The organism is Pararhodonellum marinum, from assembly GCF_015354735.1.
In the GTDB taxonomy this organism is placed as follows: domain Bacteria; phylum Bacteroidota; class Bacteroidia; order Cytophagales; family Cyclobacteriaceae; genus Pararhodonellum; species Pararhodonellum marinum.
Genome location: NZ_JACEFJ010000003.1, coordinates 260,525 through 274,164, shown reverse-complemented (window position 1 = coordinate 274,164; position 13,640 = coordinate 260,525). Strand labels below are relative to the sequence as shown.

General features: G+C 42.4%; 8 protein-coding genes, 1 tRNA gene and 1 pseudogene. 5 read left to right on the top strand and 5 right to left on the bottom strand.

Going from position 1 to position 13,640, the window contains the following annotated elements; translation table 11 throughout:
- Positions 1–2: 2 nt before the first annotated feature.
- Together H1A14_RS08265 and H1A14_RS08260 are read right to left on the bottom strand one after the other, a co-directional pair.
- Complete coding sequence (locus H1A14_RS08265) at positions 3–950, bottom strand: acetyl-CoA carboxylase carboxyltransferase subunit alpha (RefSeq protein ID WP_194775963.1); 948 nt, start codon at positions 948–950, stop codon at positions 3–5.
- A gap of 125 nt (positions 951–1,075) precedes the next feature.
- Positions 1,076–1,314: pseudogene (locus tag H1A14_RS08260) on the bottom strand (GIY-YIG nuclease family protein).
- Between the two features lie 242 nt (positions 1,315–1,556).
- Between H1A14_RS08260 and H1A14_RS08255 the strand changes: the two are divergent.
- Positions 1,557–1,630: transfer RNA gene (locus H1A14_RS08255), tRNA-Asp, on the top strand.
- A 45-nt stretch (positions 1,631–1,675) separates the two neighbouring features.
- On the opposite strand, the gene H1A14_RS08250 is transcribed toward H1A14_RS08255, so the two are convergent.
- Together H1A14_RS08250 and H1A14_RS08245 are read right to left on the bottom strand one after the other, a co-directional pair.
- The gene (locus tag H1A14_RS08250) at positions 1,676–4,834 is read right to left on the bottom strand and encodes a PKD domain-containing protein (RefSeq protein WP_194775763.1); all 3,159 of its coding nucleotides are present in this window, start codon (positions 4,832–4,834) and stop codon (positions 1,676–1,678) included.
- Positions 4,835–4,962: 128 nt separating this feature from the next.
- Positions 4,963–8,109 carry a PKD domain-containing protein gene (locus tag H1A14_RS08245; RefSeq protein ID WP_194775762.1) on the bottom strand — a complete coding sequence of 1,049 codons (3,147 nt, stop codon included), beginning with the start codon at positions 8,107–8,109 and terminating at the stop codon, positions 4,963–4,965.
- 230 nt (positions 8,110–8,339) lie between these two features.
- Here H1A14_RS08245 and H1A14_RS08240 point away from each other — a divergent pair, with 230 nt between their 5' ends.
- The 4 genes from H1A14_RS08240 (at position 8,340) to H1A14_RS08225 (ending at position 12,413) form a co-directional block, all read left to right on the top strand.
- Complete coding sequence (locus tag H1A14_RS08240; protein ID WP_194775761.1) at positions 8,340–8,936, top strand: serine protease; 597 nt, start codon at positions 8,340–8,342, stop codon at positions 8,934–8,936.
- A gap of 175 nt (positions 8,937–9,111) precedes the next feature.
- Positions 9,112–10,725, top strand: coding sequence for an ABC-F family ATP-binding cassette domain-containing protein (locus H1A14_RS08235; RefSeq protein WP_194775760.1), 1,614 nt, complete (start codon positions 9,112–9,114; stop codon positions 10,723–10,725).
- Positions 10,718–11,899, top strand: a complete 1,182-nt coding sequence (locus H1A14_RS08230; protein ID WP_194775759.1) for a class I SAM-dependent rRNA methyltransferase — start codon at positions 10,718–10,720, stop codon at positions 11,897–11,899. Before H1A14_RS08235 ends, H1A14_RS08230 begins: the two co-directional genes overlap by 8 nt.
- Before the next feature lie 82 nt (positions 11,900–11,981).
- The gene (locus tag H1A14_RS08225; RefSeq protein ID WP_194775758.1) at positions 11,982–12,413 is read left to right on the top strand and encodes a hypothetical protein; all 432 of its coding nucleotides are present in this window, start codon (positions 11,982–11,984) and stop codon (positions 12,411–12,413) included.
- Between the two features lie 71 nt (positions 12,414–12,484).
- On the opposite strand, the gene gap is transcribed toward H1A14_RS08225, so the two are convergent.
- A complete protein-coding gene (gene gap, locus H1A14_RS08220) occupies positions 12,485–13,492 on the bottom strand; it encodes a type I glyceraldehyde-3-phosphate dehydrogenase (protein ID WP_194775757.1) in 1,008 nt (335 codons plus the stop codon).
- Between the last annotated feature and the right edge of the window lie 148 nt (positions 13,493–13,640).

The window sequence follows — 13,640 nt, the reverse complement described above, 5'->3', positions numbered from 1 at the left end:
GTTTATTCATTCACCACACCCATAGCACAAAACTTGTCGATACGCTTTTCGATGCGCTTTTCCGGTTTGAGTTTATCCAATTCTTTCAAAGCTTCCAAAATGGCTTTTTTGATGTTGTTGGACATGGTTTTCATGTCTTTATGGGCACCTCCCAAAGGCTCGTTTATGATTCCATCAATCAGCTTGTTGACCAACATGTCCGGGGCAGTCAGTTTCAAGGCCTCAGCAGCCTGTTCTTTGTAATCCCAGCTTCTCCACAGGATAGAGGAACAAGATTCAGGTGAAATAACAGAATACCAGGTGTTTTCCAACATAAAAACTTTATCGCCTATCGCAATCCCCAAAGCTCCACCAGAAGCACCTTCGCCGATGATGATGCAGATTACGGGCACTTTAAGCTTAAACATTTCCTTGAGGTTTCTGGCGATGGCTTCACCCTGTCCTCTTTCTTCAGCTTCCAAACCAGGAAATGCGCCCGGTGTATCAATCAAGGTAACAATGGGCTTTCCAAATTTTTCTGCCATTTTCATCAGACGCAGGGCTTTCCGATAACCTTCCGGATTGGCCATGCCGAAATTTCTTTCCTGCCTTTGTTTGGTATTGCGGCCTTTTTGTTGTCCCACAAACATGACCGTTCTTCCATCAATATTGCCTAGCCCTCCGATCATGGCTTTGTCATCTTTGACACTTCTGTCTCCATGGATTTCAACAAAATCATTGGTGATTTCATAAATGTAATCCAATGCGTATGGCCTGTCTGCATGTCTGGATAGCTGCACCCGCTGCCATCTGGTCAGGTTCTGGAAAGTTTCTTTTTTCAAGTTCTGTATTTTGTCTTCCAAAGATTGGATATCAGAGCTAAGATCAACATTTTTTCCTTTAGCTAAATCTTTCATCTCCTGAAGTTTAAGCTCCAAATCAGCAATAGGTTTCTCAAATTCTAATACCATGGCCATTTTTTTTACCTTAGGCAAAGATAAAAATATATTTTCGAAGAAAAATATTTATATGCCAATTACAGAAAAACGGACATAAAGCCCTGGTAGAAAGAGAATAAGAATAAAAAAAATGTCAGTCACTCGGGACAGGCTCCCGAAATCAACCTGATTAAAAACTGTTTGTTCTTCTGCCTTTTGAAAAACTTTTCCCTTTTAAGCGCTTCCGTTTTGGATTCAAATGCTTCACTGTAAACCAATTTCCATGGAGCTTCCTAGCCGTGTAGCCCTTATAAGGAAGGTTATGCTTTTCCAATCTCTTCTCCATATCCGCCGAGGAACCGATGTAAAAAGACCCATCCTTTTCTGATTGTAGGATATAAACAAAATAAGGGATAGTAAACGGTCATTTATCAAAATTTTCACCTTGATATTGAGCCATATAAATGTGGACGAACTATTTTTTATAAAGGTATTTTTGCACAGAAAAAACAATTTACTACCTTTGCATCACTTCAAACGGAAGAACAAATAATTCAGAAGTCAAAAGCACTGTGCAATCCTTGATTTTTTTCAAATTTACTGCAAAATTGCCCGATTTGATTTCAGAAAAAAGATATTGGAGTGGTAGTTCAGCTGGTTAGAATGCCTGCCTGTCACGCAGGAGGTCGCGGGTTCGAGTCCCGTCCATTCCGCAGGCCTTAGAGATTATCTCTAAGGCTTTTTTTATTTTAAAATACCTACCTGAGTAAGGTAAAGCCTCCCCTGATTTGTTTTTGAATAAATTGCTCATTGGCATTAAAATTATATTCGAACAAATAGGTATAGGTGCCTGGAAGTGCCTCTTCTCCATTCACAGTCCCATCCCAACCCTGATCACCTACATAAATAAGTTGGCCCCAGCGGTTGTAAATGGACAAACGGAAATTGAGATCACAGTTTGAAATGCCTTCAAATAACCCATTGACACCGCCATCACTGGGCCTAAATCCCGTTGGCATCCGAACTTTCGGAGCTTCTTCCATTAACATTCCGGCCCCAATGCTGACACAACCCCTTTCATCCTCTACCGACACGGAATAACTGCCCCTGCCGATTCCTGTCAGTTCTGCCCCAAGCCTGTTTTCAAATTCCCAATTGTAAATAAATGGGCCATTCCCACCTAAAGGAGTAGCCAACAAGACTCCTTCCTGGCTTCCAGGACAGGTAGGTTTAATGGTTCTAACGTCCACTTCGAGCGGATCTGGGGTTTCCACAGGCACTTCCAATTCAAATACACAGCCATTTTGATCTGTTACTTCTATCCTTTTGGTTCCTGCCTGCAAATCAAACAGTTCAACTTGATCTGTTCCATAGATTGCATTGGGATGGTTGATAAGGTAGGGTCCGATTCCACCTGTAATCATGATACTTGCCTCGCCATCTGCTCTTCCGAAACAACTTGTTGGTGTGCTGGACATTAAAAAAGCCTCCAGCAAAAGTGGTTCTTTGATTTCAACCTCTTCCTGCGCAACAGAACAACCTCTTGCATCATGAACCTCCAAAATATACACCCCAGGACCCAAATTCATTGCCTCACTGGCCTGTAGATCAGGAGCATGACTCCAGAAATAAGTATAGGGGCCGTTGCCTCCGGAAACTTCCATTTTGATTCGACCATTGTTCTGTCCAAAACAGCTTACATCAATTGCCTGAACAAGTTGCAGATTCAATGCTTCATTAACCCTCACCAAAAATTCAGGGGAGGTACCGGTACACAAAGCATCATCTATGCTAAATTCCTCATACCATATCTTTCCTGTAACACCAGGTTGATCCCAACTTATTTCTACTTCTGGACTTCCTTGGCCTGAAACAATTGTTCCGCCCGTTACATGCCAGGTATATCCCCGCATATCCAAAATTTTGTCCACCTCATAAAAATGGGTAAGTTCAGGGTCAAAACAGACCTCTTCTTCACCGATCGCTGTCTCAGGTTCAATTACCCGATTTATCTTGACCATCAACTCAAAGGGTTTTCCGATACAGCCGTTTGGAGCCACAGGGGTCGCCAATATTTTGGCCTCATCATTAGGTAGACCCCAGTTTACTTTTACTTTCCCCTCTTCCTCTCCCACTATTTCACCGCCTTCAACTGACCATATGACTCTTTCTACATTAGTTAATTCAGTCATTTCATATTCATGAACCTCGACCTCTGGACAGACCTGGGTTTCACCCAAGATGGTACCTAGGCTTTCCAAAACCTCCACTTCAACGACTACATCCTCTTGCGAATCACAGGAGGATTCACTGATAGCGGCTATGATTTTTATGGTATAAGAACCTATTTCCTCATAAATATGCTGAACTGTTTGGCCCGCTTTGGGTTCGGAGCCATCTCCAAAGTCCCATAGAAAGTATATAAACCTAGGATCTCCCGGTTCAATGGTCCAAGTGCCCTCCTGGTCCAAACAAGCCACATGGTCACCAAAAACTTCAAAATCATAGCTTACCTCTGTTTCAAAATTCAAGTTATCCAAACTCGCTCCAACAGAGTAACCATATGATTCAATATAACCGAAACCATATACATAAGCGATAAAACCCTCGGGGTTGGTTAGTGTGTGACTACCGCTGGGAATAGGAATCCTGGTATAGGAATACTCTGGGTTGCCTGGTACTACCTTAAAGGTATTCCCCACATTGGCCCCGTTAAGAACAGTTAAGTCTTTGGTGGCTGTCGGGGCAATGATATTGACGTAATTGTTGTCCCGAATGTCCACCACACTTACCGCATCAAAGGTGACCTCCCTCAACAACTGCTCATTTGGGCTGTAGGTGATCATAAATGGGTCGCCTTGGTTATACCCATCTTGATCTGGATCATTGCATTCCTGGCTTTTGGAAAAAACGGTAACCGAAATAGGCTTATCTGCCGTGATGTTCTTGACTTGGTTGGCGCCTATTTCAAGAGTGATGTGTTCTCCTGATGCCAGTTGTTTCACCAGATTACCATCTAAAAGCAGCTGTGTGTTATTTTCGGAGGCGATTACTTTGATCAACTCTCCAGAAGTTCTTTCTTCCAAAGGAACATGGATAAAGTTTTTACCCCATGTACTGACAGGATACATTTGTTGGAACAAATGGTCATTGGCATAACCGCATTGCCCGATACCTGTCCATCGGTTCCCCCCGAAAACCGCAATGTTTTTGCAGTCATTGACATCATCGCCTAGCACCCGGACGCGAGAACCTGTTAAGTCAGCCTTTGCCATCAATTGATAGCTTTCCCCTTTGTTTAATGTAATTGTAAAAGGAACATTAGGGGCCTTGCCATCCATTGTACCCACTGAAGGAGTAATCTCAATTTCTGTATTGTCTTCTACACCGACTACCAGCATCAGACTTTCATTGTGGTCATTCAATACTTCATAGATGGGTGGAAAGTTCTCAATGTTAGGGAGGATTTCAAAATGGGAGGTGACCCAATAGTCCTTTCCAAGGGTATTGACCGGAAGAATTACAGTACCATCCGCACTTCTGGTTCTTTCGTTAAAGGCATAAACGGATATATTTCCCTCAGACTTGATAAAAATGCCCTTATTTTCTATAACCCCTGAGGTTCGGTGTAAAAGATCCAATTCTGGGGATGGACTTCGGAAGTTAAATGTCTCCCCTTTTTGGAGATCAAAATCTATCACCCTACCTGGCACAAAAGCAGACAAATCTATGATTCCTTTGGCATTCTCGTTGGCCGATATGATAATGATTGCCGCATCTGGACCTTGGGTATTGTTGTTGTCCATAAAGCCTAACCAAAATTCATTCCCCACGGTCGTAACCTGCGCTTGAATGGGATAAATAAAACCTACTGCCAAGCAAAAAATCAAAAAAGAAAAGGCCAATCGAAAATTCATGTCCACAATTTTCTGAAAGATAATAAAGTAAGGATTGTATCAAAACAATCAACTAAAAAAACGTTAGGACTTTCTCAGGGTTGCTGAAAAATAAAAATTTAACCAAAAACTATTTTGTAGAACCAGGCTCATCTCAAAAGTAAAAAAACACCCCTGATTTCTCCTTGGTTTAATGCCTCATCCAAAAAGAATTGATACCGGAAAAGATAAGAGTAAGATCCTTCAGGAGCCTCCCCATCTCCCAAGCTTCCATCCCAACCTTGATTTCCTGAATAAACCAATTCTCCCCAGCGGTTGTAAACGAACAATGTAAAGACCACTTCACAATTAGAGACACCTTGGTAAATTGCATTTATGCCTCCGTCTTTCGGCCTAAAGCCAGTTGGCATCCTCACCTTAGGAGCAGCTTCCAAAACTTCCCCTGCACCCAGACTAATGCAACCGTTACGGTCCTCGACGGAGACAGCATACATTCCTTTGGGAAGGTCACTGATTTCCTGACCAGTGGTTTGATCAATATCCCAAGTATAAACATATGGACCAAAATCACCGGAAATTTCTGCCAACAGGATACCATTGGATCCCCCGGGACAACTTGGCTGCAAAAGCTTAACTTCCACGTCCAAAGGCAAAGGACTCGGTATCTCAAAGGTTATGGCAAAAGTGCAGGAATTGGCATCCATTAAAGTGAGATTGTATTCACCTGCCTCAAGATCCGACAAGGTGATATCAGACCCGGATACAAGCGCATTTTCAGTGTTGAGGGTGTAAGGCCCCAAGCCTCCCGCAATTTGAATTTGAGCCAAACCATCTGCCTTTCCAAAACAGGAAACAGATTCAGTAACTACCACCTCCGCAGTCAAAGCCATGGGCTCTTCAATGATTATTTCCTCCAATACCACCGAACAGCCATTGTCATCTGTTATGGTAACGGCGTAATTACCGGCTCTCAGATTGTCTGCCATGGAGGTATTAAGGGCCGGGTCATGGTTCCATTCAAAGAGGAAAGGCCCTTTTCCACCTTCTACTAGTAATGATATTCCGCCGGTTTGCTCACCAAAGCACAGGACCTCTGAAACCGATTGAAGGGATACCGAAAAAGCTTCCGGGATAGACACAGATAGCGGCATTGACCTGCCTTCACACATGGCATCCAACAAACTTGATTCCTCATACCAGACCTGCCCAACCACCCCCGGTTGGTTCCAGGAAATCTCAACCCTAGTACCTTCTTCTCCTGATACAATCTCCCCTCCCTCCACAAACCATTGATAAGCCCTACCGGGTATTTCGTAGGCAGTTTGATAAAAATAGGTACTTTCGGGATTGAAACAGATGTCAGTTTCTCCTACGGGAGGATCAGGCTCAATTTGTTGGTTAACGATGACTGTTTTTTCAATGGGAGAACCGGGACAACCTTGTTCAGTAAAAGGAATGGCTATGATTTTTGCGTTTTCAGTAGCCTCAGCCCACTTCACTTTCACCTCCTGGCCCATCTCTTCAATAAGCTCCCCTCCGATCACCTGCCATTCTATTTTATCAATATTTTCCCCATCGACCAATTGGTAAATTACTTCATCTACCAAAGGACAGACAGAACTTGGTCCTTCCAATTCACCCATCGATTTCAACACTTCAACCTCAAAAACAACCTCTTCCTGTTGATCACAGGTATTTTCACTAATTGACGCTGTCACGGTGACGGTATACCTTCCAGGCGTTTCATACACATGTGAAATCTCCTCACCTGTTTCAATGGCCGATCCATCCCCAAAGTCCCACTGGAAAAATCCGAAAACCGGATTATCTGATTCCAAGGTCCAAAGCGCTTCTTGATCAAGACAAGCAATCCGCTCTCCCAACACCTCAAATTCATAGGCAGCAAATGTTTCAAAATTCAGGTTATCCAAACTAGCTCCTACCGAATAACCATAAGATTCTATTTCTCCAAAACCATAGACATAGGCTATGAAACCATCCGGATTGCTGAGGCGGTGGGTACCTGCAAAAATATTTATCCGGGCGTAGGAAAACTCAGGATTTCCATTGACTGGCAAAAATTCACTGGCCACATTGTTCCCGTTAAGAACAGTGCCATTTATGGCTGAAGTAGGGACTATGACATTGACGATGTGGGATGTGATAGATTGAACCGAAACTGCTTCAAAAGTAATGTTTTTGATAAATTGTTGATTAGGGCTGTAGGTGATCATAAAAGGATCCCCTATCTGGGCAAAATTGAGATTTGACACATTACAGGACTGACTTTTGGAAAACACTGTTACAGAGGCCGGTTTTGACGTGTGGATAAATACCACTTGGTTTGAAGCAAAATCAAAAGTCCTAAAGGCACCGGCATTGATTACTCCAACCGATACCCCGTCAAGGAAAATTTCCGTATTGTCCTCTGCGGCTAAAACCTTGACCAACTCACCGGAAGAGCGGTTCTTGAAAGGGACATGGATGAATTCATCACCCCAAGTATTCACTGGAAACATCTGTTGAAAGAGGTGGTCATTGGCTAAGCCGCATCTTCCTACAGAGGTCCATTTGTTCCCACCAAACACTGCGATATTTTTGCAATCCCCCACATCGTCACCTACTACTCTGACCCGGGTTCCTGTAAGGTCTGCCCTGGCCTTGATCTGATAGCTTTGTCCGGTATTGAGCGTGATTTCAAAAGGCTCATTGGCCTGCTTTCCATCGATGGTGGTCTGGGTAGGTGTGATTTGGATTCTGGTGTTGTCTTCAATGGCAACAACCAAAAATAGACTTTCATTATTGATATTGAGATTGGCATTTGGGACTTCGGGTGTGACCTCAAAATGAGAGGTAATGTAATAATCCTTGCCCAAAGTGGCCGTGGGCAATATCACTGTCCCATCTGCACTTCTAAATCTTTCATTGAAGGCATAGACAGAAATGTTCCCATCAGACTGAATAAATATGCCTTTATTCTCAATAATGCCCGAATTCCGATGTAAAAAATCCTGCTCAAAGGCTGGAACCCTGAGGGTGAATTGCTGCCCTGCCTGCAGATCAAAGGCAACGGTTCTTCCTGCCTGAAAATTATTGAGATCGATCACCCCACTTGCATCCTCATTGGCAGAAATAATGATCACAGCAACCCCGTCTTCCAAGTTGCTGTTGTTCTCCATAAACCCTACCCAAAATTCCTTGCCAACAGTACTGATCTGAGCCATTCCTTGGGAAAAGTATCCTGAAACCAGCAGAAAAAAAACCAGGATTTTCAGTTTCCGCAAAATTGAGTTCATCTTTTGTTGAGGCATAAAACAAGGCAATTCCAATATAACAATCTATTTTTAAACTTAATGTTAAAAAAATGGCACAATCAATTGATGATCAGTATTTTTGGAGGAAAGTTAAATTAGCTAACAAAAAATTTTGAAATGAATTAAATAATAAGTTAATTTGCCTGTCGTCTGATTTTTTGGAGAAAGATTTAAGCATAGACTTTTAGTAAAACATTGTTTAATTGGAAATTATGGAATTTTTTAAAGAAATGGACACCTTACTTAGAATCCTTTGGTTCTTAACCATCCCCGTAACTTTGGTTTTTATCGGTCAATTGATATTGACTTTAACATCTGAACGTGAATTTGAGTCAGACTCAACTGAATTTGAGAAATCCAAAGAACCTCAGGTTGGCTCCTTCCGGATTTTCTCTTTTAAAAACCTTGTCAATTGTTTGTTGGGCTTTGGATGGACGGCAATTGCATTTTTTGACCTTGTACCAAACAAACCGGTATTAATGGCTGTGTCATTTCTGATCGGGTGTTTCTTTGTCGTGCTTTATTATCTGATCATCATTCAAATCCAGAAGTTATCCGAAGAAGAAGGTTTTAAACTCCAGTCTACTCTTGGAAAAGATGCTTTGGTTTGTCTCACCATACCTGAAAACAAAGAAGGAGTCGGTAAAATCCAAGTATCAATCAATGGAACCACAAGAGAAGTAAAAGCCATTACAGAAGGTGAATCCCTGCTTCCAGGAACTTTGGTGAAGATATTGAAGGTAGACTCCGATGAATTGTTGCTTGTAGAAAGCACGAGCATTGGCCATTCCAGCATACCGGTCAACTGATTTTGTTTTCAAAATTCATTTTCTTTAATGGAGGCGAGGATTTGCAGACTTCTCTCAAACATTTCAAATTCCCATCTTAACCTAAAGGTCTCTTCTCCTAGAGTTCAGGGTTATTCCAATCAAACCAACTTTATTTTATTATCTTTGCACTTCGAAAAAAAAACGCATACCATACATGATTTCAGTAGACAATCTCTCCCTTAAGTTTGGCAAAAGGACGCTTTTTGAAGACGTAAACCTAAAATTCACACCTGGCAACTGCTATGGTGTCATTGGAGCCAACGGCGCTGGGAAATCCACCTTTTTGAAAATTCTTTCCGGAGATATGGACAGCACATCCGGTGGCATCAATATCACACCGGGTCAGCGCATGGCTGTACTCAAACAAAACCACTTTGAATTTGATGAAGTAGAGGTACTTAGGACAGTCATCATGGGACACAAGCAACTTTTTGCCATCATGGATGAAAAGGATGCCATCTACATGAAGGCAGATTTTTCTGAGAAAGACGGACTTAGGGCCTCTGAATTAGAAGCAGATTTTGCTGAAATGGATGGCTGGAATGCTGAGTCAGATGCAGCATCCTTGCTTTCCGGCTTGGGTATTTCTGAGGACCTTCATTATCTCCCCATGAAGGAACTGGCTGGAAACCAAAAAGTCAGGGTGCTTTTGGCACAGGCACTTTTTGGAAACCCAGACATTTTGATCCTTGATGAACCTACCAATGACTTGGATTCAGACACCATCAATTGGTTGGAGGATTTTCTGGTCAATTTCAAAAATCTGGTTATTGTGGTTTCCCATGACCGGCATTTTTTGGATGCGGTAGCCACCCATATCGTGGACATCGATTTCGGTAAAATCAGGATCTTCTCTGGCAATTATACCTTCTGGTATGAATCTTCCCAGTTGGCGGCCAAGCAAAAGGCCGATCAGGGTAAAAAAGTGGAAGAAAAAAGAAAAGAATTGCAGGCATTTATCGAACGATTTTCGGCCAATGTGGCCAAATCCAAACAGGCTACTTCCCGAAAGAAAATGCTGGAAAAGCTCAACGTGGATGAGATACAGCCCTCTACCCGTAAATACCCTGGAATCATCTTCAAGCCGGAAAGGGAAGCAGGGGATCAAATTTTCATGACCGAAGGACTGGAATTAAAAGATGATGGCACCATTTATTTCACAGATGTCAATCTGATGGTGGACAAAGGGGATAAAATTGCCTTCATTTCCAAAACCAAACAGGCCGTCAATAAATTTTTTCAAACCATTATGGAGGAAATTCCAATCCAAAAAGGGAGTTTTAAATGGGGTGTAACCATCAACAAAGCTTATCTTCCCAATGACAATTCCAAACATTTCCAGACCGACCTAAATCTGATAGACTGGCTGAGACAATATTCCAGCAATCAGGAGGAAGCTTACGTAAGGACGTTCCTTGGTAGGATGTTGTTTACTGGTGAAGAAACCCTCAAAAAATCCAGTGTGCTCTCCGGAGGGGAAAAAGTGAGGTGTATGATTTCCAAAATGATGCTTCAGAATCCCAATCTGCTGGTAATGGACGAGCCCACTAACCACTTGGATCTGGAATCCATCACTGCCTTCAACAATGCCATCATTGACTTTACAGGCACCGTTTTGATGAGTTCTTTTGACCATGCCTTTGTACAATCCTCAGCCAATCGGATCATTGAATTTACGCCAAAAGGAACCATCGATCGCAGGATGCCTTATGATGATTACCTGGAAAGTGCAGAAGTAAAAACCATCAGGGAAAAAATGTATGCTTGACTATCCCAAGATCCACCTTCTAAAGGGCAAGGAGATCTCCGTTAGGCGTAAACACCACTGGATTTTCTCGGGAGCAATAGGACATAAAGATGAAGGACTGGAAAATGGTCAGCTGGTCCAAGTCCTCAGTGCAAAAAGAGAGTTTCTTGGTGTGGGGCACTTCCAAAACGGCTCCATCATGGTTCGGTTAATCACCTTTTCGAATCAAAAGGTTGATTTCGAATTTTGGAAAGCCTGCTTAAACAAGGCTTATCTTTTGAGAAAAAACCTAGGGCTTACAGATCATCCCAATACAAATGTGTACAGACTGATACATGGAGAAGGAGATGGTCTCCCTGGATTGGTCATTGACTTTTATCATGGCACTGCAGTGATTCAGGCCCATACCATTGGGATGCATCAGCATTTGGAGGTAATCTGCCAAGCGCTACAGGAGCTTTATGGGAAGGAGTTAAAAGCTGTTTTTGACAAAAGTGCTGAAACCTTACCCAAAAACCTGGGTATGCAAAACAAGCTGGTTTTCGGAGAGCCCGAAACCCATCAGGTCAAGGAAAACGGCTGTGTTTTTGAAATTGATTGGCAGGAGGGACAAAAAACAGGGTTTTTTATTGACCAAAGAGAAAGCCGGCAACTTCTGGGTTCCTACAGTAAGGGCAAAAAAGTATTGAACGCCTTTTGTTACTCAGGAGGGTTTTCGGTGTATGCCCTGCTCAATGGGGCATTACAAGTGGATTCTATTGACATTTCAGCCAATGCCATAGCCCTTACCCACCGCAACGTCGAACTTAATACAGATTTCGAAGGGAAGCACCAAGCTGTTGTAGCTGATGTCATCAAATACATCCGGGAAATCAAAGAAGACTATGACATTGTAGTTCTCGATCCTCCTGCATTTGCCAAAAACATCAAAGCCAAACACAACGCCGTGCAGGCCTACAAACGGCTTAATGTTGAGGCATTAAAACATATTAAAAAAGGAGGTCTCTTGTTTACCTTTTCCTGTTCACAGGTAGTAGACAAAACCTTGTTCAACAATACCATTACGGCAGCGGCCATGGAAAGCGGGAGAACAGTTAAGATGCTGCATTTCCTTTCCCAACCAGGAGATCACCCCATCAATATTTTCCATCAGGAAACCGCCTATTTAAAAGGTCTGGTACTTTATGTAGAATGAGCTTTTGCAAATTAAAGCCTTAAGTTACCCTTTTATTCAACTGGAATTCCTTATTTTCACCCTCCAAATAACTTAGCGAAACATGTACATAGGATTACAGCATTTACACTCAGGGTTGGCCTATCTGGTTTTGGCCGCCCTTACCATTGTTTTTATTTATGCCTTGGTGGGCGCTTTAAGCAAGAGGGAGTTTACAGAAAAAGACCGTAAAATAGCTCTTATTGCATTTGTACTTTCTCATATCCAGCTTTTGGTTGGATTGATTCTGTACTTTGTGAGTCCGGTGGGCTTTTCATTGCTTTCTGCTGCTGCTATGAAAGATCCGGTCGCAAGGCTCACTGCATTGGAACACCCGCTCATCAACATCATTGCCATTGTGGTCATTACCATTGGGTATTCAAGGGCCAAAAAACCCGGAAGTCCCATTGCAAAATTCCGTAGCATTTATATGTTTTATGCGATAGGGTTAGTATTGATACTTTCCAGAATCCCATGGTCATCCTGGCTGGGATAGTAAGTTCGCCCAAGAACAAAAAAACCGATCAAAATCTGATCGGTTTTTTTTTAAAATAAAATTGAATTGATTTATCCTTTTTTAGCTATAAACGCCAGTAGATCAACCACTTTTGAAGAATAACCCCATTCGTTGTCATACCAAGATACCACTTTAACAAAGGTATCGCTCAATTGAATTCCAGCTCCAGCATCAAAAATAGATGTTCTGGCATCTCCTATAAAGTCATTGGAAACTACTGCGTCTTCGGTATATCCTAGAATACCCTTCAATGAACCTTCAGAGGCCTCTTTCATTTTCGCACAAATTTCTTCATACGATGCCGGCTTTTTCAACCTTACGGTTAGATCAACTACAGAAACATTTGGGGTTGGGACCCTAAAAGCCATTCCGGTAAGTTTGCCATTGAGTTCAGGAATTACTTTCCCCACCGCTTTGGCTGCTCCGGTTGAGGATGGGATGATGTTTTGACCTGCGCCTCTTCCGCCTCTCCAATCCTTTGCAGATGGCCCATCAACAGTTTTTTGAGTTGCTGTAGTGGCATGAACAGTGGTCATCAAACCTTCTTCGATGCCCCAGTTGTCGTTGATTACCTTGGCAAGAGGTGCCAGACAATTGGTGGTACAGGAAGCATTGGAGACATACTGCATGTCAGAGGTATATTTATCTTCATTCACACCCATTACAAACATGGGCGTATCATCCTTTGACGGGGCCGACATGATGACTTTTTTGGCACCTGCATCAATATGGCCCTTTGCGGAATCTTTAGTAAGGAACAAACCTGTAGATTCTACAATGTATTCCGCACCAACGTCAGACCATTTCAAGTCTGCGGGATTTCTTTCGGAAGTAACTCTGATGGTGTTCCCGTTTACCACAAGATTTCCGTCTTTTACGGAAACCTCACCTTTAAATTGGCCATGGGTAGAATCATACTTAAGCATGTACGCAATGTAATCCACGTCTATCAGGTCATTGATCCCTACGATTTGAATGTCATCTCTTTCTTGGGCAACGCGAAAGACCAATCGACCGATCCGTCCAAATCCGTTGATTCCTACTTTTACTTTTGTCATTTTAATAAGTTTTAGGAGTTTGTTATTGTGTGATAAAAATGATTTTTACTCACAGTTAAGGTTGTAATGTAAATTTTCAGGAGGTAAAGGTATCAAATTTTGAGGTAGAATCGAAATACTATTCGGAGAATTACGGCCTTAAAAGCCA